Source organism: Schumannella sp. 10F1B-5-1 (assembly GCF_006517535.1).
Lineage (GTDB): Bacteria > Actinomycetota > Actinomycetes > Actinomycetales > Microbacteriaceae > Schumannella.
In genome coordinates, this window is sequence record NZ_VHQH01000002.1 from 64,499 (window position 1) to 88,788 (window position 24,290).

General features: G+C 72.1%; 20 protein-coding genes. 12 read left to right on the top strand and 8 right to left on the bottom strand.

What is annotated here, in order from left to right:
* The first annotated feature begins 2 nt into the window (after positions 1-2).
* The 6 genes from FJ658_RS01940 to pknB all read left to right on the top strand — a co-directional run bounded on the left by FJ658_RS01940 (position 3) and on the right by pknB (position 8,941).
* A complete protein-coding gene (locus FJ658_RS01940; protein ID WP_141143704.1) occupies positions 3-1,241 on the top strand; it encodes a PP2C family serine/threonine-protein phosphatase in 1,239 nt (412 codons plus the stop codon).
* A 1-nt stretch (position 1,242) separates the two neighbouring features.
* Positions 1,243-2,658 carry an FtsW/RodA/SpoVE family cell cycle protein gene (locus FJ658_RS01945; RefSeq protein WP_141143705.1) on the top strand — a complete coding sequence of 472 codons (1,416 nt, stop codon included), beginning with the start codon at positions 1,243-1,245 and terminating at the stop codon, positions 2,656-2,658.
* Positions 2,655-4,112, top strand: coding sequence for a penicillin-binding protein 2 (locus FJ658_RS01950; protein ID WP_141143706.1), 1,458 nt, complete (start codon positions 2,655-2,657; stop codon positions 4,110-4,112). Before FJ658_RS01945 ends, FJ658_RS01950 begins: the two co-directional genes overlap by 4 nt.
* Positions 4,109-5,854, top strand: a complete 1,746-nt coding sequence (locus FJ658_RS01955) for a serine/threonine-protein kinase (RefSeq protein ID WP_141143707.1) — start codon at positions 4,109-4,111, stop codon at positions 5,852-5,854. Before FJ658_RS01950 ends, FJ658_RS01955 begins: the two co-directional genes overlap by 4 nt.
* Positions 5,855-6,049: 195 nt before the next feature.
* Entirely contained in the window at positions 6,050-7,123 is a 1,074-nt protein-coding gene (locus FJ658_RS01960; protein WP_181408288.1) for a DUF475 domain-containing protein, read from the top strand.
* Between the two features lie 105 nt (positions 7,124-7,228).
* On the top strand, positions 7,229-8,941 hold the full coding sequence (gene pknB, locus FJ658_RS01965) for a Stk1 family PASTA domain-containing Ser/Thr kinase (RefSeq protein ID WP_141143709.1): 1,713 nt from the start codon (positions 7,229-7,231) through the stop codon (positions 8,939-8,941).
* A gap of 48 nt (positions 8,942-8,989) precedes the next feature.
* Here the strand turns inward: pknB and FJ658_RS01970 are convergent, their stop codons facing one another.
* Genes FJ658_RS01970 through FJ658_RS01975 form a run of 3 tightly spaced genes read right to left on the bottom strand, consistent with a single transcriptional unit; the run spans position 8,990 to position 10,571 of the window.
* Positions 8,990-9,631 carry an aminodeoxychorismate/anthranilate synthase component II gene (locus FJ658_RS01970; protein ID WP_141143710.1) on the bottom strand — a complete coding sequence of 214 codons (642 nt, stop codon included), beginning with the start codon at positions 9,629-9,631 and terminating at the stop codon, positions 8,990-8,992.
* Complete coding sequence (locus FJ658_RS15965) at positions 9,628-9,786, bottom strand: hypothetical protein (protein ID WP_181408289.1); 159 nt, start codon at positions 9,784-9,786, stop codon at positions 9,628-9,630. The genes FJ658_RS01970 and FJ658_RS15965 overlap by 4 nt, the downstream gene beginning before the upstream one ends.
* 2 nt (positions 9,787-9,788) lie before the next feature.
* Entirely contained in the window at positions 9,789-10,571 is a 783-nt protein-coding gene (locus FJ658_RS01975; protein WP_141143711.1) for a class E sortase, read from the bottom strand.
* 98 nt (positions 10,572-10,669) lie between these two features.
* Between FJ658_RS01975 and FJ658_RS01980 the strand changes: the two genes are divergently transcribed.
* Complete coding sequence (locus FJ658_RS01980; protein WP_141143712.1) at positions 10,670-10,909, top strand: cell division protein CrgA; 240 nt, start codon at positions 10,670-10,672, stop codon at positions 10,907-10,909.
* A 195-nt stretch (positions 10,910-11,104) separates the two neighbouring features.
* Here FJ658_RS01980 and FJ658_RS01985 read toward each other — a convergent pair whose 3' ends face one another.
* Together FJ658_RS01985 and FJ658_RS01990 are read right to left on the bottom strand one after the other, a co-directional pair.
* The gene (locus FJ658_RS01985) at positions 11,105-12,013 is read right to left on the bottom strand and encodes a rhomboid family intramembrane serine protease (protein WP_141143713.1); all 909 of its coding nucleotides are present in this window, start codon (positions 12,011-12,013) and stop codon (positions 11,105-11,107) included.
* Positions 12,010-12,552: a peptidylprolyl isomerase gene (locus FJ658_RS01990; protein ID WP_141143714.1), complete on the bottom strand. Its 543-nt coding sequence runs from the start codon at positions 12,550-12,552 to the stop codon at positions 12,010-12,012. The genes FJ658_RS01985 and FJ658_RS01990 overlap by 4 nt, the downstream gene beginning before the upstream one ends.
* A gap of 161 nt (positions 12,553-12,713) precedes the next feature.
* On the opposite strand from FJ658_RS01990, the gene FJ658_RS01995 reads away from it, so the two are divergent.
* The 5 genes from FJ658_RS01995 (at position 12,714) to FJ658_RS02015 (ending at position 16,804) form a co-directional block, all read left to right on the top strand.
* Positions 12,714-13,271 carry a DNA helicase gene (locus tag FJ658_RS01995; protein ID WP_141143715.1) on the top strand — a complete coding sequence of 186 codons (558 nt, stop codon included), beginning with the start codon at positions 12,714-12,716 and terminating at the stop codon, positions 13,269-13,271.
* Positions 13,272-13,319: 48 nt separating this feature from the next.
* Positions 13,320-14,591 (top strand): hypothetical protein, encoded by a 1,272-nt coding sequence (locus tag FJ658_RS02000; protein ID WP_219995689.1) that lies wholly within the window; start codon positions 13,320-13,322, stop codon positions 14,589-14,591.
* 178 nt (positions 14,592-14,769) lie between these two features.
* Positions 14,770-15,234, top strand: coding sequence for a hypothetical protein (locus FJ658_RS02005; protein WP_141143717.1), 465 nt, complete (start codon positions 14,770-14,772; stop codon positions 15,232-15,234).
* Complete coding sequence (locus FJ658_RS02010; RefSeq protein WP_141143718.1) at positions 15,231-15,548, top strand: type VII secretion target; 318 nt, start codon at positions 15,231-15,233, stop codon at positions 15,546-15,548. Before FJ658_RS02005 ends, FJ658_RS02010 begins: the two co-directional genes overlap by 4 nt.
* Positions 15,548-16,804, top strand: a complete 1,257-nt coding sequence (locus FJ658_RS02015) for a hypothetical protein (protein ID WP_141143719.1) — start codon at positions 15,548-15,550, stop codon at positions 16,802-16,804. Before FJ658_RS02010 ends, FJ658_RS02015 begins: the two co-directional genes overlap by 1 nt.
* A gap of 573 nt (positions 16,805-17,377) precedes the next feature.
* Here the strand turns inward: FJ658_RS02015 and eccCa are convergent.
* Genes eccCa through FJ658_RS02030 form a run of 3 tightly spaced genes read right to left on the bottom strand, consistent with a single transcriptional unit; the run spans position 17,378 to position 24,248 of the window.
* Entirely contained in the window at positions 17,378-21,430 is a 4,053-nt protein-coding gene (gene eccCa, locus FJ658_RS02020; protein ID WP_141143720.1) for a type VII secretion protein EccCa, read from the bottom strand.
* Complete coding sequence (locus FJ658_RS02025; RefSeq protein ID WP_141143721.1) at positions 21,427-22,905, bottom strand: FHA domain-containing protein; 1,479 nt, start codon at positions 22,903-22,905, stop codon at positions 21,427-21,429. The genes eccCa and FJ658_RS02025 overlap by 4 nt, the downstream gene beginning before the upstream one ends.
* Positions 22,902-24,248, bottom strand: a complete 1,347-nt coding sequence (locus FJ658_RS02030; RefSeq protein WP_141143722.1) for a hypothetical protein — start codon at positions 24,246-24,248, stop codon at positions 22,902-22,904. Before FJ658_RS02030 ends, FJ658_RS02025 begins: the two co-directional genes overlap by 4 nt.
* Positions 24,249-24,290 lie beyond the last annotated feature (42 nt).

Consider the following 24,290-nt stretch of genomic DNA (forward strand, 5'->3'; position numbering starts at 1 on the left):
CTGTGGCGAACCCCTCCAGCGCGGCCGTCTCGCACGTCGGCAAGATCCGAGCTTCGAACCAGGATTCCGGCTACGTCGGCCCGCACCTGTTCGTCGTCGCCGACGGCGTCGGCGGGCACGCCGGAGGCGACGTCGCCAGCGCGATCGCCGCGAAGCGCATCGCCGAGGCCGACCAGGCGTACCCGACCGCGCAGGATGCCGAGTTCGCGCTGCAGTCGGCCCTGATCGCCGCGAACCAGCTGCTGGCCGAGACCGTGTTCGAGCACTCCGAGCTCACCGGCATGGGCACCACCGTCTCGGCGCTCGCCCGCGTCGGCGACGAGATGGTCATGGCGCACATCGGCGACTCGCGCGTCTACCTGTTCCGCGACGGCGAGCTGTCGCAGATCAGCGCCGACCACACCTTCGTGCAGCGCCTCGTCGACTCGGGCCGCATCACGCCCGAGGAGGCGGCCGTGCATCCGCGCCGCTCGGTGCTGATGCGCGTGCTCGGCGACGTGGATGCGGCCCCCGAGATCGACACGATGACGCTGCGCACCCAGCCCGGCGACCGGTGGCTGATCTGCTCCGACGGACTCTCGAGCTACGTGCCCGAAGACCGCATCGCGGGCGTGCTGATGCACGTCGGCGACGTGGATGCGGCGGCCTACCGCCTCGTGAAGGAGGCCCTCGACCACGGCGGCCCCGACAACGTGACCGTCGTGCTGCTCGATATCGAGGAGGGCCCGGGCGAGCCGCATCCGCCGCGCTTCGTCGGCTCGGCCGCGGTGCCGCTGAGCTTCGAGAACGACAACGCGAAGCGCCCGCTGCGTCTGCCGACGCTGCTGCTGCACCCGCTCAAGGCGACTCAGCCCGATCCGAGCCACTTCGAGCCCGACAGCGAGGACTACCTCGACGAGCTCATCGAAGAGGACCGCAAGCGCGCCCGACGGCGCCGGGTGACCTGGCTGGTCATGGTCGGCCTGGCGATCGCGGCGATCGCCGGCGCCTGCCTGGTCGCCTACCAGTGGACCCAGTCGCACTACTACGTCGGCGACTACGAGGGCCGCGTCGCGATCTACCGCGGCGTGCAGCAGAACATCGGGCCGATCGCCCTGTCGGAGCCGACCCAGACGACCACGATCGAGGTCGCCGACCTCAGCCCTGCGCAACGCGACAGCGTGAAGCGCACCATCAGCGCCGACGACTATCAGGATGCGCGCGACATCGTCGAGCGCCTCGCTGCGGCGGCGGGGGGCTGAGATGACCGCATCCACCCCCTCGGCAGCCGGCCCGTCGCTCGCGACCGGGCCCGGGCGGATCGGCGACTTCACCACCAGCATCCGCATCAAGCTGCGCGAGCCCGCGCGGCTGCGCAACATCGAGCTGCCGCTGCTGCTGTTCGCGATCGGACTGTCTGTCGCGACGATGGCGCTCGTGCAGCTCGGCGCCCAGGGCCAGATCGACGACGGGATGCTCGTGCTGCCGACGGCGCTCGGCGTGCTCGCGCTCGTCGGCCACGTCGTGCTGCGCATCACCGCCCCCGGCGCCGACCCGTTCCTGCTGCCGATCGCGGTGCTGCTGAACGGCATCGGCATCGCCGAGATCTCGCGCCTCGACATCGCCAAGGGCCGGCTCGGCTGGGATGCGCTCGCGGTCAAGCAGGTCGCCTACAGCGCCGTCGCGATGATCCTCGCGTTCGTGGTGCTGGCGGGCTTCCGCAACATCCGGGTGCTGCAGCGCTACCGCTACATCGCCATGTTCGTCGGCATCGTGCTGCTGCTGCTGCCGATGGCGTTCGACCCGATCAACGGCGCCCGCGTGTGGGTCACGATCGCGGGCTTCAACTTCCAGCCCGGCGAGCTCGCGAAGATCGCGCTGGCCGTGTTCTTCGCCGGCTACCTGGTGACGGCGCGCGACTCGCTGTCGATCATCGGGCGGCGGCTCGGGCCGCTGCAGTTCCCGCGCGCCCGCGACCTCGGCCCGATCCTCGTGGTCTGGGCGGTCGCGATGGGCGTGCTGATCGTGCAGCGCGACCTCGGCACCTCGCTGCTCTACTTCGGCCTCTTCCTGGTGATGATCTACGTCGCGACGGCACGACTCAGCTGGGTCGTGCTCGGGCTGACCCTGTTCGTGGGCGGCGCGCTCATCGCCAGCCAGACGCTCGGCTACGTCAACGGCCGCTTCGTGACCTGGCTGGATGCGTTCTCGAACGCCCAGTACACGGCCGACCGCGGCAGCTACCAGGTCGTTCAGGGGCTGTTCGGTCTCGCCGACGGCGGACTGGTCGGCACCGGTCTCGGTCAGGGCCGCCCGCAGATCGTGCCCGTCGCCGAGAGCGACTTCATCATCCCGAGCCTCGGTGAGGAGCTCGGGCTGATCGGCCTGTTCGCGATCTTCGGCCTCTACCTGCTGATGGTGTCGCGCGGCCTGCGCATCGGGCACCTCGGCGACGACGACTTCGGCCGCCTGCTCGGCGTGGGCCTGTCGTTCACGATCGCCCTGCAGACCTTCATCGTCGTCGGCGGCGTGACCCGCGTCATCCCGCTCACCGGTCTGACGACGCCGTTCCTGGCCGCCGGCGGATCGTCGCTGGTCGCGAACTGGATCATCGTGGCCCTGCTGCTGCGCCTCAGCGACGGCATCCGCCCCGCGAGATTCCCGGGAGGCCGCGCATGAGCCGCGAACTGCGCCGCGTGAGCATCGTCGTGCTGGCGATGTTCTGCGCCCTGTTCCTGTCGACGAGCATCATCCAGGTCGGGCAGGCCGACAACCTGCGCAGCGACGGGCGCAACACCCGCACGATCCTGGCGAGCTTCTCGGCCGAGCGCGGCGACATCATCGTCGACGGCCAGCCGGTCGCGTCGTCGACGCCGGTCGACGACGACTACCAGTTCCTGCGGCAGTACTCCAACGGCCCGCTCTACGCCTCGGCGACGGGCTACACGATCGTCAACGGCGAGCCGCGCGGGGTCGAGGGGGCGCTCAACCGCGAGCTCGCCGGCACCGCCGACTCGACCTTCCTCGCCCGCCTCAATGCGATCATCACCGGGCAGGACCCGAAGGGCGCCTCGGTCACCCTCACCCTGGATGCGAACCTGCAGCAGATCGCCTGGGATGCGCTCGGCGACAAGACCGGCGCGGTCGTCGCCGTCGAGCCGAAGACGGGCCGCATCCTCGCGATGGTGTCGAAGCCCTCGTACGACCCGAACTCGCTCGCCAGCCACACGCGCTCCGAGGCGCTGGCCGCCTACGACGCGCTCGTGAGCGACCCCTCGAAGCCGCTGCTCAACCGCGCGATCGGCGGCGACCTCTACGCGCCCGGCTCGACCTTCAAGCTGATCACCACGGCGACCGCGCTCGAGAGCGGCGACTACACCCCCGACAGCGAGTTCCCCAACCCGGGCCAGTACACGCTGACCGGCACGAGCACGACCATCACGAACTCCGAGGGCGGCTCCTGCGGCGGCGGGGCCACCGCATCCATCGCCACTGCGCTGCGGCTCAGCTGCAACATCCCCTTCGCTCAGCTCGGCGGCGAGCTCGGCGCGAAGGCCATCCAGACCCAGGCGGAGAGGTTCGGCTTCGGGGATGACGACCTGAACATCCCGCAGCACGTCACCCCCAGCCAGTACCCGCTCTACCGCGACGCGGCGCAGGTCGAGATGTCGGCGTTCGGCCAGGCCGACGACCGCGTCACCCCGCTGCAGATGGCCATGGTCTCGGCCGGCATCGCCAACGGCGGCGTCGTCATGAAGCCGAACCTGGTGCAGTCGATCACCGCCCCCGACCTCAGCCCGCTGCAGGAGTTCCAGGCCACGCAGTACGGGCGCGCGATCAGCCAGGAGACGGCCACCACGATGACCCAGATGATGGTGAACGGCGTCAACAGCGGCGCCGCCAGCAATGCGAGAATCAACGGGGTCCAGGTCGCCGGCAAGACCGGCACAGCGCAGAACGGCGTCGGCGACCCCTACACGCTCTGGTTCACCGGCTTCGCACCCGCCGACGACCCGCAGATCGCGGTCGCCGTCGTGGTCGCCGACGGCGGCGGACAGGGACAGAACGGTTTCGGCAACACACTCGCGGCTCCGATCGCGAAGAAGGTCATGGAGGCGGTGGTGAAGCGATGAGACCGACCAGCGGGCTCACCTTCGGCGGTCGATACCAGCTCTCGTCGCGGATCGCGATCGGCGGCATGGGCGAGGTCTGGCAGGCGACCGACCTCGTGATCGGGCGCACCGTCGCACTCAAGATCCTCAAAGACGAGTACATGGGCGACCCCGGGTTCCTCGAGCGCTTCCGCGCCGAGGCCCGTCACGCGGCGCTCGTCAACCACGAGGGCATCGCCAACGTCTACGACTACGGCGAGGAGGAGGGCAGTGCCTACCTCGTCATGGAGCTCGTGCCCGGCGAGGCGCTCTCGGCCGTGCTCGACCGCGAGCGCGTGCTCTCGACCGACCGCGTGCTCGACATCGCCGCGCAGACGGCATCCGCCCTGCACGCCGCCCACATGGCCGGACTCGTGCACCGCGACATCAAGCCCGGCAACCTGCTGATCACGCCCGAGGGCCGGGTCAAGATCACCGACTTCGGCATCGCGCGCATCGCCGACCAGGTGCCGCTGACCGCGACCGGTCAGGTCATGGGCACGGTGCAGTACCTCTCGCCCGAGCAGGCGAGCGGCCACCCCGCCTCGCCCGCCACCGACGTCTACTCGCTCGGCATCGTCGCCTACGAGGCCCTCGCCGGCCGCCGCCCGTTCACGGGCGAGTCGCAGGTCGCGATCGCGATGGCGCAGATCAACGAGGCGCCGCCCGAGCTGCCGGTCACGATCTCCGAGCCGGTGCGCAATCTGGTCTACGCCTGCATCGCCAAGAAGCCCGCCGACCGTCCGGCGAGCGCCGCGCACCTGTCGCGGGCGGCGCAGGCGCTGCGCCGCGGGGATGTCGCGGGCGCGATCGCCGCGGTGCCGGGCGTCGCGGGCGGCGACCCGGTCGAGATGCTCGGCCAGGCGAACGCCGGCCAGACGCAGGCGACCCGTGTGCTCACGAGCGCGCAGCCCACGCCGACCTCGACCATCCCGGTCGCCGACGACGAGAAGAAGAAGCGGCATCCGCTCATGTGGCCGCTCATCGCGGTCGTCGGCGTGCTGCTGGTCGCGGTGATCGCGATCATCATCGCCCTCGTCATCCGGCCCACGGGCGACGACAGCGCCAACTCGCCGTCGACCAGCACCTCGAAGTCGGCATCGAAGTCGGCATCGCCGAGCCCGTCGAAGTCGGCGGACGACGGCGTCAGCGTGAATCCCGACGACTACGTCGGCAAGAACGTCGACGAGGTCTCGCAGGCGCTGACCGACCTCGGCCTCGAGCCCTCGGTCACGGTCTCGGGCGACGCCCCCGACCCCTCGAGCGCCAACACGGTCACCCGCGTGAACCCCTACGGCAGCCTCAAGAAGGGCGACGCCGTCACGATCACCGCCTACGGCGACTACCCCGGTCCGAGCGCGCCGCCGGCGCCGACGAGCAGTTCGACGACGGTGGCCGCCGACGCGCAGTTCACCGTGAACTGGACCGCCTACTCCGGATGCCCGGCCGCCAACCCGCTGGAGCGCTACGTGTTCAGCGTGTCGGGAGCCACCAGCACGGGTGGCACCGACCTGAGCAACGTCTCCGGCACGTCGACGAGTCTGCAGCTGAAGGCGGCGTCGAGCGGATCGATCACGATCACCTACACGGCGGTCTGCTCGGGCATCGCTCCGACGGCCTCGTCGAGCCCGCTGAACATGACCATCACCGCCGGATCCGGGGGCGGTACGAGCCCCGGCGGCGGAGTGGGTGGCGGCGGCGTGGGCGGCGGCACCGCCGGCTGACCCTCGCCGGAGCACCGGCCGACCGATATCCGCGGGGTGCGGGGCGCGAGTGCGCTCCGCACCCCGCGCCCGGTTAGCCCGCGGATCGCCCCCGCGACGCGCGCACGCATCCAGCCCATCCGGAGCTTGGCGTGGTCGCGTGAGATGACGGCTCGACGGCGCGCCGCATCCGTACACGTCGTCGAGGGGGAGCCGATGCGCGCGTTCCGTCATATCGTCCTGCTGCCGGCCCTGCTGCTCGCGGCGGCCGCCACCGCCGCCGGGCTCTGGCTCGGCTGGCCCGTCGCGCTGGCGCTGCTCGCGCTGACCGCGCTCGAGATCGCCGCCGGCGCCGACTCCTCGGTGCCGATGGCGGGCGTCGCCTCGCGCATCGACCAGCGTGCGCGACGCCTGTTCCTGTCGCTCGGCCTCGTCGTCGGCGTGATCGTCATGCGTCTGCTGCTGCCGCCGCTGTCGGTCGCGACCGCCGACGGCGCCGCCGCCGGCGACGTGCTGGTCGAGGCCGTCGCGCAGCCGGCCGAGTTCAACGCGCACCTGGTCGAGGTGCGTCCCTTCATCGCCGCCTTCGGCGCCGCGTTCGTCTGGCTCGTGTTCGCCGAGTACCTCTTCAACACCGACCGCGCCCCGCGTCGCGCCTGGATGGGGCGCGCCGAGGCGCTGCTCGCGCGCACGCCGCAGCCGCGCATCCTGGCCGTCGCGACCGCGCTGATCGGCACCGTCGCGACCGGCCTCGCCGCCGGACCCGAGCTGGCCTGGACCGTGCTCGCCGGCGGGACGCTCGGCATGGGCGGCTACGCGCTGTCGCAGGCGATCGCGCACCAGGCTCGTCGACGCAGCAGCGCGCTGAGCGTGCACGTGCACGCCGCGACCGTGATCTTCGAGCGCGCGCTCGTGATCTTCCTCGTCTTCGAGATCCTCGACGGCGTGCCCGCCTTGTCGTCGACACCCCTGCTGTCGGCGCCCGTGCTGCAGGCGATCGTCGCCGGCACGGCCGTCGTGCTCGGCGCGGTGTTCCTCAGCCGCCTCACCTCGGGCGTCGTCTCGGCCGACGGGCTCTCGCGGCTGCGCTTCCTCAAATCCGGCGCCGCCTATGTGCTCGGGGTGCTGAGCGTGCTGCTCTGGGTCAGCCTGGTCGTGCCCGTTCCGGCCGCCGTCGCCACCTGGTTCGGCTCGGCCATCATCGCGGCGGCGCTGATCAGCTCGCTGCGGCCCCGCATCCGGATGCGCGCCCTGCGCGTCGCGCACGTCACATCCCGATCACGGTCCTGACGAGCGCTCGCCTCGGCAGGGGACCCACAGAGGCGCGTGGGTAGACTTCCGCTGTCCCCTGCCCGCGTGTCGGGCATCCCCGCATCCCCCAGTTCAGGAGCCAGTGTGAGCGACAGCGTGACCGAGGGCGTCCGCGTTCTCGCGGGTCGCTATCAGCTCGGCGAGCTGCTCGGCCGCGGCGGCATGGCCGACGTGTACCTGGGGCTGGATGCGCGGCTCGGCCGCCGGGTGGCCGTCAAGCTGCTGAAGCCCTCGCTCGCGAACGACCCCACGTTCCGCACCCGCTTCCGGCAGGAGGCCCAGTCGGCGGCGCGCATGGCCCACCCGACGATCGTGCGGGTCTACGACGCCGGCGAGGAGACCGCGACCGACGCCGACGGCGTCGAGGTGCAGATCCCGTTCATCGTCATGGAGCACGTGCAGGGCACCCTGCTGACCGAGCTCATCGCGAAGGGCCCGACGGCGCCGGCCGAGGCCGTGCGCATCGTCGACGGCGTGCTGACCGCGCTCGAGTACTCGCACCGCGCCGGGGTCGTGCACCGCGACATCAAGCCGGGCAACATCATGGTCACCTCCAACGGCCAGGTGAAGGTCATGGACTTCGGCATCGCCCGCGCGATCTCCGAGTCGCAGGCGACCATCGCGCAGACCAGCGCGATCCTCGGCACCGCGCAGTACTTCTCGCCCGAGCAGGCTCGCGGCGAGTCGGTGGATGCGCGCACCGACCTCTACTCGACCGGCGTCGTGCTCTACGAGCTCCTCACCGGCAAGGCGCCGTTCCGCGCCGACTCCGCCGTGGCGGTCGCCTACCAGCACGTGAGCGAGGCACCTGTCGCCCCGAACGCCCTCGTGCCCGCGATCTCGCCTGCGCTGAACGCCGTCGTGATGCGCTCGCTCGCGAAGAACCGCGACGACCGCTACCAGTCGGCCTCCGACTTCCGCGGCGAGGTCGACATCGCCGCCGAAGGCAAGGTTCCGAGCCGCACCGCCGCGCGTTCCGACGACTTCGACGCAACGCTGTTCGGCGTCGGCTCGGGCGGCGCCCCCGAGGAGACGCTGCGTCGCCTCGCCAACGACGACGAGGACCGCGCGCCGCGCACGACCCAGTCGCGGCCCCCGGTCGCTTGGATCTGGGCGGGCGTGCTGGCGACCGTGATCGTCGTGATCGCGGCCATGGTGTGGGTGTTCAGCATCCAGGGCTCGCCTCTGCAGGTCGCCTCGTCGGTCAAGGTGCCGGATGTCGCGGGCCAGGACTACGACAGCGGCAGCCGGGTTCTCACCAGCAAGAACCTGACGGTGCAGCGCACGGAGCGCTCGAGCACCGACGTGCCCGAGGGGTCGATCATCCGCACCGAGCCGCGCGCCGGACGCACGGTCGGCGCGGGCGAGCAGATCCTGATCTACGTCTCATCGGGCCCGCAGCCCGTGACGGTGCCCAGCGTGCTGCTGCGCACCGTGGATGAGGCGACGCAGGTGCTGGCCGACAACGGCCTGAAACTCGGCGAGACGACGCAGGCCCAGTCGCCGAACGTGCCCGCCGGGCAGGTCATCTCGACGAACCCGACGCCCGGAACGCCCAACGTGGATGCCGGGTCGAAGATCGACATCGTCGTGTCGACCGGCACGGTCGATGTGCCGGATGTGCGCGGCAAGTCGATCACCGAAGCGCAGCAGCTGCTCAGCGGAGCCGACCTGCAGCTGATGGTGAGCCCGAAGGCCGACAACGGCTGCACCGGGCAGACGGTCAAGTCGCAGTCGATCGTCGGCGAGCAGCCGCAGGGCTCCACGGTCGAGCTCGTCTACTGCGCCGCGAGCTGACCACGTTCTTCGTGCAGGATCGCGCTGCACGATCTCGGGCCCCGCGAGTCAGAGCTGCGTGCGCACCAGCGGCGTGAGTCCGACGGCGCGCTCGGCCGCCTCCGGCATCCCGGCGGCGGCGAGCCAGTTGCCCAGCATCGTGTAGCCGCCCTCGGTCAGCACCGACTCGGGGTGGAACTGCACCCCGAACACCGGCGCCGTCACGTGCTCGACGCCCATGATCACGCCGCCCTGCGTGCGCGCCGTCACCGTCAGGGTGTCGGGCACGGTGCCGTCGACGATGGCGAGCGAGTGGTAGCGCGTGGCCCGGAACGGCTGCGGCACCCCGTCGAAGATCGTCGAGTCGTCGTGGATGACCTGCGAGGTCTTGCCGTGCATGAGCTCCTCGGCGTGCGTCACGGTCGCGCCGAGCGCCTCCGCGATCGCCTGGTGGCCGAGGCACACCCCGAGCAGCGGGATGCCGGCGTCGATCGCGGCGTGCACCACGGGGACCGAGATTCCCGCCGAGGCGGGGTCGCCGGGGCCGGGCGAGAGCAGCACGGCGTCGTACTCCGCGAGCAGGGCGGGCACCGCATCCGCCTCGACGCTGTCGTTGCGGATCACCTCGGTCTCGGCGCCCAGCTGCTGCAGGTACCCGTCGAGGGTGTAGACGAAGCTGTCGTAGTTGTCGACGACCAGGATGCGCGTCATTCGCTCACCGTCACATCCTGTGGCGCGACGAACTGGTCGAACCACGGGAACACCCACATGATCAGGGCGGCCGTGAGGGCCGCGAACAGCACGACGAGGATCAGCACCCGAACCCACCAGGGGCCGGGGAGCACCCTCCACAGAGCGGCGTACATGCTCAGCTCCCTCCGTTCACGGTGGCGGCGATCTCCTTCGGCGGACCATCGGCCCGCGGCGTGAACTCGTCGAACAGCGCGTAGCCGATGATGCGCTCGGCGGTCGAGTAGAAGGGGTTGCAGGTCGTCAGCGTCAGCAGCTGCTGGGTGGCGGCGACGCCGTCCTGCTGCGGAACCGGGTCGAGCACGCCGACGCCGGTCGGCTTCACGTACTCGAGGTTGCGGAAGCTGTACTGGTACCAGCCCTGCTCGGTCTCGATGAAGATGTGGTCGCCGACCTGCAGTTCGTGGATGCGGTGCAGGGCCCCGCCGTAGGCGCTGCGGTGCGAGGCGATGACGAAGTTGCCCACCTCGCCGGGCATCTGCGTCGACGGGTAGTGACCCACCTCGTACTTGTTCAGCACGTCCTTGACGCCGACGCCCTCGGCGATCGGGCGGTAGAAGTCGGTGCCGAAGCGCGGGATGGCGAGCAGGGCGAATCGCTGCGCGTTGCCGACGCGGGCGGTGGCCGGCGGGTTCTGCGAGACGTCGCTGGCGGGATCGCTGGGGTCGGCGCTGGGCTTCTTGACGTCGTCGTCCCACTGCTTCGACAGCTGGTTCGCCTCGGCCTTGAGGCGCGGGGCCGAGAGCTGGTCGTCGAGCCAGAGCTGCCAGCCGAGGAACATCAGCACGAGCACGCCGGCGGTGATGAGCAGCTCGCCGGCGACGCCGACGACGCTGAGGCGGCGGCGCTTCTTCGCGGGCTTCGCCGGCGGCTCCGGTTCGCGCGTCACCTCGTCGGTCATGCGGTCGATTCTAGGTGGGGCGCCACCGGGCCGGCTTCCCGCCTACGGGGAGGAACCGCATATCGGAGCCACGGTCGGCTCAGGCTAGAATCCTCGACATGGCCAGGACCCGCCCGACCACCAAGCCGGAACCGCAGCGACAGAGCGGCGACTCCGTTCCGAACCCGATCTGGTTCAAGCCGGTGATGTTCGGCTTCATCCTCATCGGCCTGCTGTGGATCCTCGTGTTCTACGTGAGCGGCTCGACGCTCCCGATCGCGACGGTCGGCGCCTGGAACCTGGCGATCGGCTTCGGCATCATGCTCGTCGGCTTCCTGATGATGACGCGGTGGCGCTGACTCCGCCGCACCCCCCGAACCGCACGAAGGGCGGGCCGCGTGAGCGGCCCGCCCTTCGTCATCCCCGCCCCGTCATCCCGGGCGAGAGGACTCGATCGAGATGACGACGGCGTGCATGAATTACACGGCTGTGATTCTCTCCCCAGCTGTGGATGAACCTGTGGACAACTCGGTGGACAGCCCCGCGCCCGCGGCTCAGCCGAGCGCCGGCACCACGGCGATCCGCACGGTTGCGACGATGATCGCCACCGCCCAGATCGCCACGATCAGCGCGACCGGGGTCGCCGGCTTCGACCGGGCGCGGTACTCGAACCGACCCAGAATGAAGGCCGCGAGCGCGCCGCCGATGAGCCCGCCGAACAGCATCGCCAGGTTGCCGCCGAACAGCACGCTGATCATCACGTTCAGCGCGATGATGATCAGCAGCTGGGTCCCGACGCCGCCCATCGAGCGCTGCACGATGAAGAACCCGGCGAGCAGTCCGAACAGTGCGCCGCTGAAGCCGAATCCGACGCTGCCCAGGGCGACGGATGCCGCCGACCCGACGACCGCGCCCGACACGAACACCAGCAGGAACCTCGAGCGCCCGAAGGTGCGTTCCGCGCTGGGTGCGATGAGGAAGAAGAAGACTCCGCTCAGCAGGAACGACAGGATGCTCGGGTCGAGCCGCGAGGGGAACGTCAGCACCGAGGTGAAGTAGCGCCAGATCTGCCACTCGAGTCCGTCGACCGGAGCCGCGGCCAGCCAGTTGAACGGCAGGCTGTCGGTGAAGAACCCGATCAGCCACAGCAGCACCGAGATGCCGAGGATGCCGTAGGTCAGCACCGGTGCATCCGAGTCGGGGTGCATCAGCCGCAGCAGGCTCTGCACCCACCGCGGACGCGAGCGGCGCTTCGCCGCCGAGCTCAGCGGCGAGCCGGTCGACTGCCAGCGCACCGAGCCGCCCGCTTCGCGCACGCACTCGGGGCACTGCACGCCGACGGGCGCGAGGATCTGGCACTCGGGGCAGATCGTGCGCCCGCAGCGCTGGCAGAGCACCCAGCTCTGCCGGTCGGGATGCCGGTAGCAGACCGAGGGGTCGGCGGCGGCCGCGGAATCGGTCACGAGACGGGGACGACCTCGATCGACTGGATCACGACATCCTCGAGGGGCTTGTCGCGTCCGTCGGTGGCGACGCCCTCGATCGCGTCGACGACGCGCTTCGACTCGTCGTCGGCGACGATGCCGAAGATCGTGTGCTTGGCCTGCAGCCAGGGGGTCGGCACGGTCGAGATGAAGAACTGCGAGCCGTTGGTGCCGCGGCCCATCTGCTTGCCGGCGTTCGCCATGGCGAGCACGTAGGGCTCGTTGAAGTTGAGCTCGGGGTGGATCTCGTCGTCGAACTGGTAGCCGGGGCCGCCGACGCCGAGCCCGAGCGGGTCGCCGCCCTGGATCATGAAGTCCTTGATGATGCGGTGGAAGATCGTGCCGTCGTAGAGCGGCGTGGTCGAGGTCTCGCCCGACTGCGGGTGCGTCCACTCCTTCTCGCCGGTGGCGAGGCCGACGAAGTTGGCGACGGTGATGGGCGCGTGGTTGCCGAGCAGGTTGACGCGGATGTCACCCAGCGTGGTGTGGAAGGTGGCGACAGCGGTGTGGTTGGACATGGGGGGATTCTTCCATGCGCCCCCTGTGTTCACCGGGTGCGCGCGGTCGGTGTGGAATGCGCATCCACTGTGCTTTCAGTGGACGTCCAGGCGATCGGGGTTGTCAGCGCGGGGTCGCGTGGAAGGATGAGGGAAACCCCAACGCGAAGACGGAGGTCGACGTGGCATCGACACGCAAGCGGAAGCGCGAGCTGAAGCGACTGAAGAACACCGCGGCCACTGTGGTCGACGAGCAGCGCGAGGTGCTCGACCACGCCGGCAAGGTGCTGCGCGAGGCGCGGCGCCAGCTCGGCGATTACGCGAAGCAGGACGTGGCCCCCCGGTTCGCCGGAGCTTACGAGTCGAACATCCGGCCCCGCGTCGCCTCGGGCGTCGCCGCCGGTCGCGCGGCGGCCTACGTGAGCCGCGCCCGCATCGCCGACGACGTGATCCCCGCGGTCGCCGGCACGATCAGCTCGACGCTGGCCGTGCTCGAGGCCGCGAAGGACCCGCGCGTGCGCGAGGTCGTCAAGAAGGCCGGCAAGAAGACGAAGAGCTACAGCAAGGCGGCGTCGAAGCAGATCCGCCCGGCGAAGAGCTCGGGTGGCCCCGGCAAGTACATCCTGGCCGCCTTCGGCATCGCCGCGGTCGCGGCCGTCGCCTACGCCGCGTGGCAGACGCTGCGCGCCGACGACGACCTGTGGATCGAAGACGTCGCCGACGTCGACCCCGCGGTCTGACATCAGGTTCGACCGAGCCGATCATCTGAGCCGCCTATCATCGCGCCCGTGATGATCAGAAGGCCCGCGCGAGCGATCACCGCCGGCGCGGGCCTTCTTCTTGCCGTGATCGTGGTCTCGACGGCGGTGCAGACCGACCAGCGGCGCAGCGAGCACGCGGCGCGGGATGCGGCGAGCTCGAGCTCGCAGTCCCCCGACGGCCCGGCGGGACCGTCGACTCCGAGCCCGCCCACCTCGCCGGAACTCGACGGCTTCTTCACCGAGCCCGACAGTGCGGGCGCCGACGACCCGGTCGATGACGCCTCTTCGCCGCCCGACGATCGTGGCGAGCCCTTCACCGAGCCCGACACCAACGGCGCCTCCGGCGGCGCCGCATCGTCGGGCGCCGAGCAGGCGAACGACACGAGCGGCGAACCCGCCGACGAGGCGGATGCCGTGACCGGCCCCGCGAGCGACGGCCGCATCCTGCGCTTCAAGCTCAGCTACCTGAAGGGCTCGCCTGAGAACCCGAACGCGAAGAACTACGCGCAGCACGTCGAGGGCGATCGGCCGCTGCTGCTGTTCCTGCCGGCGACCGGAGCGACGCCGGGCGACTACCAGGAGTTCCTGTCGACGGCGGTCGCCTCGGGTTACAACGTGCTCGGCCTGCAGTACTGGAACATCGGCAAGTCGGTCACGCGCACCTGCGGCGCCGACGCGAACTGCTACACCGACGTGCAGCGCAACCGCTTCGACGGAACGCGGCCCGGCAAGTTCAGCCGAGTGGATGCGGCGAACTCGATCCTGCACCGCTTCCGCGCCTCGATCGCCTACCTGCAGGAGCACGACCCGAAGGGCGATTGGGACCGCTTCCTCGACGACCGCGACCCGGTGTGGTCGCGCATCGTGCTCGCCGGGCACTCGCAGGGCGGCGGCGAGTCGGCGTTCATCGCGCACTATCACCGCGTGCGCGGCGTGCTGATGTTCTCCTCGCCCGTCGAGACCTTCGGCGACACGGTCGCGTCGTGGATCGGCAAGCCCGGCGCGACCCCGCTCGGCCGCATGTACGCCTTCGACGTGCAGAGCGACATGTACTACGACCGCATCGTGCCGACCTGGGCGCACCTCGGGCTCGGCACCCCGGATCCGACGCAGATCAGGAAGGTGCCGACCGGCAGTCACGTGCTGATCAGCGACCTCGACGTCGGCACTCCGCGCGAGGCGCACGGGCGCAGCGTGAGCGACGGCGGGCCGCGCGGCTCCGACGGCCGGATGCGGTTCCTCGCCACCTGGAACTGGATGCTCGCGCAGGTGCGCGACCCCGACCCCTCGGCCCGCTGAGCCGGCGGCGAGCCCTGGCCGAGCCGGCCGCCGAGTCGTGGCCGAGCCGGTGCCGAGTCGGCCACCGGCCGTCGGTGATCGGCCCGCTCGGGGGTGACCCCCATCCGGGGCACAAAATCTTGGTGAATATCGGTCGGAGCTCTTCCCTCAAGTCCTGACGCCTGACTAGTTTTGAGCAGTGCTCTCTGCTGACGAGGTGATCGACCAGATCCACGACGACGTGCAGGCGAACGACGAACGCGCCGCACGCATGCCGGCCTTCACGGCCGCCGTCGAGGCCGCCCGCGGCGTCGCCACGTCGACGAACCGCGACATCCGCGTCGAGGCCGACTCGACCGGGCACGTCACCGCGATCGACATCAGCGAGTCCGCGCTGAGCGGCGGAGCACGTCGCCTCTCGCGCGAGATCCTGCAGACCATCGGCGCCGCCGAGATCGCCGCCAAGCGCCAGGCCGTGCAGGGCGTGGCCGCGCTGCTCGGCGACGACGACCCGATCACCCTGCAGCTCGCCGCCGAGCTCGACGCCCGCGAGGCCGCCCTCCGCGGTGTCGCGCCGGGCGCCGCCGGCAGCGCCGTCGACCCTCTCGCGCCGGAGCCGGGGGCTCCCAGCGAGACCAGCATCAGCAGTGGGGAGCGCAGATGACCGAAGAGATCGCACTCGACTTCGACAAGCTGCGGCAGCACGCCGCGCTCGTCAGCTCGGTGGCCGACGACGTCAACAAGGCGATCGCCTCGGTCAAGGGCGGCAACCTCGCCGAGAACGCCTTCGGCATCATGTGCGCGTTCCTGGTTCCGCAGACGCTCGCGATGACCGTCGCCGGCAGCGGGATGCTGAACGGCAAGATGGCGCTCCTGCTGCGCACCGCCGGCGAGCTGAAGCAGACGGCATCCCAGTGGGAGCAGATCGAGGCCGACGTCAAGGGCACCTGGGACACGATTCAGAAGGCGATGGACTGATGACCGCAGCGGCAGCCACCTCGACCTCGCCGTTCAACGGCAGCAACATCCTGGCCGACGGCCGCGCCCTCTCGGCGGCGGTCAAGAACGGCAACTGGCTGGATGGCGGCATCGCCTTCCTGCAGGGTCTCGGCGACGCCGCGGCCGCGCTCAGCGATCCGATCGGCTCGATCGTCAACTGCGGTCTCGGCTGGGTCATGAACTACATCAGCCCGCTCAAGGAGTGGCTGAACAAGCTGGCGGGCAGCCAGTCGGCGGTGCAGTCCTTCGCGAAGCAGTGGACGCAGGCGGGCACCGTGATGCGCCAGGCCGGCGGCACGCTCGCCGCGCGGCTCAAGGACCTCGAGGGGATGTCGGGCAAGACCGTCGACTCGTACCTCGCCTACGCGGCCGACGCCGCCGAGCACGTCGCCGCATCCGGTGACTGGGCCGACGCGATCTCGAACGGGCTCAACACCGGCAGCGAGCTGGTCGCCAAGATGCAGAGCGTGGTGAAGCAGGGCATCTCGAGCGTGCTGGCCACCGCGATCGAGGCCATGGCCGTCGTCGCCGCCTCGTTCGGACTCGGCATCGGCTATGCCATCGCCCGCGTCGTGACCAAGGTGAACCAGGTCGTGAACAAGGTCGTGAAGCCGCTGCTTCAGGTGCTGCAGTCGGTCAAGTCGCTCGTCGGCGTCGTGCAGTCGTTCAAGCAGCTGTTCAACGGCAGCGAGAAGCTGACCGACAGCATGGTCAACCTCGACGTGCAGGCCACCAAGGTCGACCTGGGCGCCATCACCGACGCCTCCTCGGCCACCAAGGTCGGTGCGACCGGCGCCGACAACCTGACGATCGCCGGCTCGAAGGCCGACAGCGAGAACGCGGCGCTCGTCAGCGCCGATGGCGCGATCGGCGGAGGCCAGGTGCACCTGGCCGACACCTTCGGCGCGGGCGGCGGAGGCGGCGGCACGGTCACCGGCAGCGGCGTGAGCGGCGGAGCGGTCACCGGACTCGGAGCCGGCGCCGTCGGCGTGGGCGCGGTCGGCGCCGGCGCGGCGGGGGCTGCGGCCCTGGCCGGGCGCACGGGCGCGACCGGCGGCGGCCTCCTCGGGCGCACGAACCTCGCCGGCACCGGCGGCGCGGGAGCCGGCGGTGCCGGAGCCCGCGGCATGGGCGGCATGATGGGCGGCGGTCGCGCCGGCGACTCGGGCTCGCGCCTCGGCCGCCGCGGACGCAACCTGACCGTCGAGATCATCCCCGACGACGACGAGAGCTGAGGCGGCGCGCGTTTCGCTGACGCACGGCGCGGGAGCCGGCGGTGCCGGAGCCCGCGGCATGGGCGGCCTGATGGGCGGCGGTCGCGCCGGCGACTCGGGCTCGCGCCTCGGCCGCCGCGGACGCAACCTGACCGTCGAGATCATCCCCGACGACGACGAGAGCTGAGGCGGCGCGCGTTTCGCTGACGCACGGCGCGGGCTGAGCGTGCCGCGCGCGCTGCGCATCCATTGCTCTGACGTCGAGCGCCCGGCCTGCGGCTGGGCGCTTCGTCGTTCCCGGGCGGCTTTGCCTGCGCACAACTCAGGAGATGCGTCGTCAGGTGAGGCGTTGGCCCCATCCCGGAACGGATCTCCTGAGTTGCGTCACCGCATCAGCTCGGGTGCTCATGCGGGGGCGCGACGGGGTGCGCGGCTCGACGGTGCGACGCCGCAGCTGCCGCCCGCCCGCACGTCGCCGCACGTCGCCGCACGATCTTGGCGTCGCCGTGCCATATCGTGCGGCGAAACCAGGATCGCCGCGCGATCCTGCGGAAGAACACGCGCGCTCGGGGCCGACGACGGAACGCCCTCGGGTCAGGGGTGCGACGGGGGCGCGAAGAGCAGCTGGGCCGTCATGAGGCCGCGCTCGCGGCTCACGACCTGGGCGCGGCCGGGCTCGGACGGGATCGGCTTCACGCGGCCGATCAGCGCGCCCTCGTCGGGGTTGCCGCCGAGCAGGATTCCCGTCACGCCGAGGTCGGTGAAGCGCTGGATGATCGGGTCGTAGGCGGCCCGGCTCGCGCCGCCCGCGCGGCGGGTCAGGATCACGTGCAGGCCCAGGTCGCCGGCCTGCGCGAGCAGCGGCTGCAGCACGGCGAGCGGGTTGCCCTGGCTGGTCGCGACGAGGTCGTAGTCGTCGACCAGGATGAATCCCTCGGCGCCCTTCCACCAGCTGCGCTGCCGCAGCTGCTCGGGTGTGACATCCGGGCCCGGGATGCGCGAGGAGAAGAACTGCGCGAGCTCGGTGAGTCCTCCGGTCGCCATCTCGTGCGAGGTCAGGTAGGCGCCGACGTACTCCTGCGGCAGCTCGCCGAGCAGCGAGCGGCGGTAGTCGACGACGAACAGCTTCGCCTCGGTCGGCCCGTAGAGGCGGGTGATCTCCTGCGCGATGCCGCGCAGGAACGACGACTTGCCGCTGCCCGCATCCCCGTAGAGATAGAGGTGCGACTCGGCGCGCGGGTCGATCCCGAAGGGCGCCAGCGCCTGCTCGTCGACGCCGAGCAGCAGACGCGGGAACTCCGGGCCGGCCTGGCGTCGCGCCTCGTCGAGCTGCAGCAGCTTCGGCAGCAGGCGCAGCTTGGGTGGCTGCGGGCCGGTCCAGGCGGCCGTGACGCGGGCGATCAGGTCGTCGACGCCGTCGACGAGCCGCGCCGCATCCCCGACGCCGTCGATGCGCGGAACCGCGCCGAGCATCTGCAGCCCCGATGGCGCGAGGCCACGACCCGGCTGGCCGGCCGGCACGTTGGCGGCCGCCTTGCGCGCGATCTCCGAGTCGGTCGGGTCGCCGAGGCGCAGCTCGAGCCGGGTCTGGATGAGGTCCTTCAGGTTCGAGCGGATGTCGAGCCAGCGGTTGGCGGTGACGATCACGTGCACGCCGAAGCTGAGGCCGCGCGCGGCGATCGTGAGGATCGTCGGCTCGAGCGCCTCGTATTCGGTGCGCAGGGTCGACCAGCCGTCGACGACCAGGAACACGTCGCCGTAGCCGTCGTCGACGACGCCCTGCGCGCGCCGCATCCGGTAGGTGTCGATCGAGTCGATGCCGTGCTCGCGGAAGAACAGCTCGCGGCCGTCGATGATGCCCTGCACCTCGGCGACCGTGCGCCGCACCGACTCCTGCTCGGTGCGGGTCGCGACGCCGGCGACGTGCGGCAGCTTCTGCAGCCCCGTGAAGCTGCCGCCGCCGAAGTCGAGCACGTAGAACTGCAGCTCGAGCGGCGAGCCGGTGAGGGCGAGGGAGGCGACCAGCGACCGGGCGAGCGTCGACTTGCCGCTGAGCGGTCCGCCGACGATCGCGACATGGCCCGCGGCGCCGCCGAGCGAGGCGGTCAGGTGCTCGCGCCGCTGCTCGAGCGGCACATCCACGATGCCGAGCGGCACGGTCAGGCCGCCGGCCGCGCGCCAGGACGGCGAGATGAGGCCGAGCTGCGGGTCGACGACGAGGTCGCCGAGCAGCTGGTCGAGGGATGCCGGCTCCTTCAGCGGGGGCAGCCACACCTGGTGGGCGGCCGGCCCGCGCCCCGCCATGCGGTCGACGGCGAGCTGGAAGGTGCTGCGCTCCTCCTCGGGCTCGCGCGGCGCGAGGTCGTCGTCGGAGAGCACCGGCTCGATCGCGACGGCGCCCGAGGCGGCGGCGGTGAACAGCTCGATCTCGGCGGCGACGGCGGCGTCCGCATCCACCCCGCCTGTCGTGATGCGGCGACGCGGCGGCGATCCGGAGACGTAGGCCGCCTTGAACTGCACGAGCGGGTCGGTGCCGACCTTGAGCAGGCCGACGCCCGGCTCCTGCGGCAGCGTGTAGGCGTCGGGCACCCCGATCACGGTGCGCGACTCGGCGGCCGAGAAGGTGCGGAGTCCGATGCGGTAGGAGAGGTAGGTGTCGAGGCCGCGCAGCTTGCCCTCTTCGAGGCGCTGGGATGCGAGCAGCAGGTGCACCTGCAGCGAGCGACCCACGCGGCCGATGTTGATGAAGCTCTCGACGAACTCGGGCTTCGCGGCGAGCAGCTCGCTGAACTCGTCGGCGACGATCAGCAGCGCGGGCAGCGGCTCGAGGTCGGTGCGTCCGCCGCGGCGGGCCTTATCGTAGTCGCTGACGTTGGCGAAGTTGCCGGCCGCGCGCAGCAGCTCCTGTCGGCGCACGACCTCGCCCTGCAGCGCATCCTGGAACCGGTCGACGAGCGCGAGCTCGCTGCCGAGGTTGGTGATGATCGCCGACACGTGCGGCATGCCGGCCATGCCGGCGAAGGTCGCGCCGCCCTTGAAGTCGACGAGCACGAAGTTCAGCTGCTCGCTCGAGTGGGTGAGCGCGAGCGACAGCACGAGCGTGCGCAGCACCTCGGACTTGCCCGAGCCGGTCGCGCCGATCAGCACGCCGTGCGGGCCCATGCCCTGCTGCGCGGCCTCCTTGATGTCGAGCACGAGCGGCACGCCGTTCGTGTCCTGCCCGATCGGCACGCGGAGCCGGTCGCGCTCGAGCCGCGGCGACCACACCCGGTCGTAGTCGATCTCGCGCACATCCGGCAGGCCCAGCAGCTCGACCAGCTCGCGCTGCCCCGACAGGGCCTCGGTGCCGGTGGATGCGGTGCCCGCCGCCAGCGGCATGAGCCGTCGTGCCGTGGCCTCCGCCTCGGCGATCGACACGGTGTCGGGGGTGAAGCGCTCGGCGAGGCGTCCCAGCGCGACGACCTCGGCGGGCGGCGTCGCGGACGCGCCCGCCGCGCGACCGGCGCCGGCGCTCGCGGCGACCCGCGTGACCGTGCCGCCGGGCACCGGGGCGACCACGGTCGACTCGGAGGGGAGCGCGAGGCGCAGGGTCTGCGCATCCTCGAGCTCGGCCCACCGCGCGGGCAGGTCGATCACGGTGACGCCCTGCATGCCCTCGGCGCCGACGACCGGGGAGTCGTTCGGCAGACGCCCGCCGTCGACCACGAGCACGATGTGCGGGGCGGTGCGCGCGGCGCCCGCCATCGACGCCGAGAAGCGCGGCCGCTCGCGCAGGTCGGCGGGCAGCAGCTCCTCGAGCTCGGCGAGGTCGGCGGCGATCATGCGCGCCGGGCCGAGACGGTCGGCGACGCGGGCGGAGTGCGTGTGTGGCAGCCACTTGGTCCACTCCCACAGCGCGAGCTGCTGCGGCCCGGCGAGCACCGCGATCTGCAGGCTCTCGGGTTCGTGCGAGGTGGCGAGACCGAGCACCATCGACCGCGCGAGCGAGCGCACCGACTCCTCGTCGGCGCCCGTCACCTCGACCCGGGCGTAGTCGCCCAGCCCGACGGCGAGCGGCAGGCGCGGCTGCATCTCGTGGGTGAGCATGAAGCGGTGCGCGGCCGACGCGGCGACCGGGTCGAGCTGCGCGAGCGGCGGCAGCTCGGGCGCCTCGAGCGTGATGCACAGCGGCTGGTCGCTGACGCCGATGCGCGTCTGCAGGAAGTCGGGGTCGCCGATCGAGCGCTCCCACACGCGGCTGCGCTCGTCGGCCATGAACGGCAGCGCCGACGGCGCCGGGTTGACCCAGTTGCCGTGGCGGCGCTGCTGGCGCGCGGCCGTGCGTACGGTGTCGCGCAGCTCCTTCAGATAGGCGAGGTACTCGCGGCGGTTCTCGAGCACCTGCGCCGCGCGCTGGGCCCGCTGCCGCCAGCCGTTCACCGCGACGAAGCCGAGCGACGAGAGCAGGAACATCCCGCCCATGATCAGGCCGGTCACGTTCTGCTGCGAGAAGCCGATCATCACGATGCCGCCCACGCTGCCGAGCATCGGCAGGGCGGTCATGAGCATGCCGCCGGCGCCCTCGCTGGGCACCAGCTCGGGCGGCGGCTGCACCTGCACGGTGCCGCTGGGCACGCGCGGCGGGGCGAGTCGGGGCGCTCTGCTCACTCGGAGTCCTCCAGCAGCGTGCTCAGGGTGACGACGCGGCTGCCGAGGCGGAATCGCATCCCGTCGTCGACGGCCGTGCGGGCACCGGGCGCCAGGCGCTCGGCCTCGCCGGTCTCGTCGAGCAGGAAGGTGCCGTTCGTCGAGCCGAGGTCGGTCAGCCAGGTGCCCGAGCGGCTGAGCTCGAGGCGGGCGTGCGCCTTCGAGACCGTCGACTCGGGGTCGCGCACCGTCACGGGGATCTCGGTGTCGTCGTCGGCACTCGGGCTGCGACCCAGGACGAGGGCGGCCGGGATGCGCGACCGCTCGTTCTGGCCGGTGTCGAAAGCCAGCACGACCTGCGCGCGGCCGGGCAGCTCGGTGAAGGTGAGCTCGGCGTGGCCGTCGAGTCCGCGCGGGCGGTCGACCTGCTCGGTCGGGGGGTCGAGGGGGGCGGCCGGGGCCGGTTCGACCGGAGACAGATCAGGGGATGCGGCCGGGGCGAGGATCCCGGGGAGCGGGAGGACCTCGAGCGGGGCGGGGATCGGGTCGGGGTCCGGGACCGGCGCGGCCGTCGGGACCGGCGCGGGCGCCGACGCGGGGATCGCGACCGGGTCGAGAGCCACGGGGGCTCCGAGCGCGCCGGATGCCGCGGTCGGCGGGAGACCCGCATCCACGGCCACGACGTCGCGGGCCCCGGGAGTCGTCGGGCGCGGCACCGCGCGGCCGCGCTCGCGTTCGCGTCGTCGCGGGATCGCGACGACGACCGTGCCGGCCGCGAGGTCGCCCCAGGAGCGACGCCGGCCGGAGCCGTCGAAGGCGCTGGTCACCTCGACGAACCACGCGCCGATGCCGCCGACGAGCCAGCCGGCGCCCGAGACGATCGAGCGCAGCGCGGAGCGCCCGAGTCCCGGCGACCACGGTCGGTCGAGCCGGGCGACGCGCAGGCGCAGCAGCAGGTTGCCGAGGCCGAGGCCCGTGCGCGCCTGCAGCACGATGAGCCCGAGCACGAGCTCGGCCACGGCGAGCGCCGTCAGCACGACCGAGTCGAGCAGCAGGTGCACGCCGGCGCCGACCGCGGCGACGACGATCACGTCGATCGTGAGCGCGGCCAGGCGACGGCCGACGCCCGCGGTGCGCACGCCGTGCACGATGCCGCGCGCCGCGTCGGCGGCGGGTCCGGCGGCAGGTCCGGCGGGCGCCGCAACGCCCGCACCGGTTCCCGCCGCTGCGATTCCGGGCGCGGCGCCCCGAGCGCTCGGCGCGCCGACGCCGCCGGCGCCACCCGCGCCACCGGCCCCCGACTCCCCCAGCCCCGGCACGAGCGGCGCGCTCGGCGGCGGTGCCGCGGCCACGACACCGCCCGGAGCGACGACGAGGGCCGCGCTCGACGCCTGCTGCGGCACCCCGCAGAACGGGCAGCGCGCGCTGTCGGCGGGCAGCGCCTGCCGGCAGTTCCAGCAGGTGGCGGCGCCGGCGGGGGACGTCGACGCGCTCATGCGGCCATCATCCCGCGCAGCACGTCGATCACGCCCGCGGCGAGCAGCGCGGCGGGCAGCGCGAGCGCCACCGACATCCCCTCGATCACGTCGGCGAACCGCGACCAGGCCAGCGAGCGGGCGCCGCGCGAGATCGGCACGGCCGCCGCGCCCGACGCGAGTCCGGCCACGAGCGCGAGGGCGGCGACGAGCACGACCCACCCGGCGTCGCCGAGCCGCGCGATCGCGACGACGGCGGTGCCGATCACGACGAGCGCCGCCGCGCGCGGAAGCCACTGCAGAGCGCGCGCCGAATAGCGCCGCGCGCCGAGGATGAGCGCCAGGGCGGTGCAGGCGAGCAGGCCGATCTGCCCGCCCAGCACGATCCCGTCGCGGGCGAAGGCGGCCACCGCGGTCGGCGCGGCCAGCGCGGCTCCCCCGCAGAGCACGGCGGTGCCGACGAGAAGGCGCGCGGATTCCGCATCCACGAGCCCGCGCACCGCGGCGATGCCGACCGAGACGCCCGCCTCGGGCAGCTGCTGTCGCACCGACCACCGGGTGGTCTGGTAGCGCTCGTAGTCGATGAACATGCCCGGCGGCACGTCGAGCAGGGTCGTGGGCAGGATGCGCAGCGCGACCGGCGCGAGACCGAGCGTCAGCGCGGCCGCGGCGGTCGCGGGCAGCCCCGCGAGCAGCGTCCCGCCCCACACGGCGGCGAGCACGAGCAGCAGGATGGTGCCGCTCGCCGAGCCGGCGCGGAGTGCGCCGGAGTGCGCGAACAGCGCGAGCAAGCCCGCCGTCACGGCCGCCGCGAGCAGCCCCGCCAGCACGCCCGCCTGCGCGGTCGCCGCCGGCAGCAGCGGCACGGCCGTCACGCCGGCGCCGAAGGCGAGCGCGAGCGGAGCCACCGCCGAGGCGATGCCCGAGCGGCGTGCCGTCACGACCGCCCCGACGATCGCCGCGATCGCGAACACCGACGTCGCCACGATGCGCGGAACCGTGTCGAGCGCGGCCGGCAGCAGCAGCGCCAGCACGGCCGCGAGGATGCCGGCGGTCGCCGCGATCCAGGTCACCGACGACGTGCTCGTCACGGCCTCGACCCCGCGCCCGCGGCGCGGCGCCGCAACCCGCTCGGCCAGGTCGATCACGGCGAGCACCTCGCCGTCGCCGAAGCTGGCGATGTCGCGCCCGAGGTCGATCTCGGCGCCCGATGGGCTCACCAGCATCCGGCCGTCGGCGCGGGCGTCGACGCCCAGCCGGTCGAGCACGGTGTCGAGGCGGGCGGTCAGCGGCAGGGACAGATCCCAGCGCTCGGCGCCGTCGACGATCGCGATGCGGCGCCGCTCCTCGATGGCAGACGGCACCTGAACGATTATTCGGGTTCGGGGGCCGCGGGGCGAGCCTGG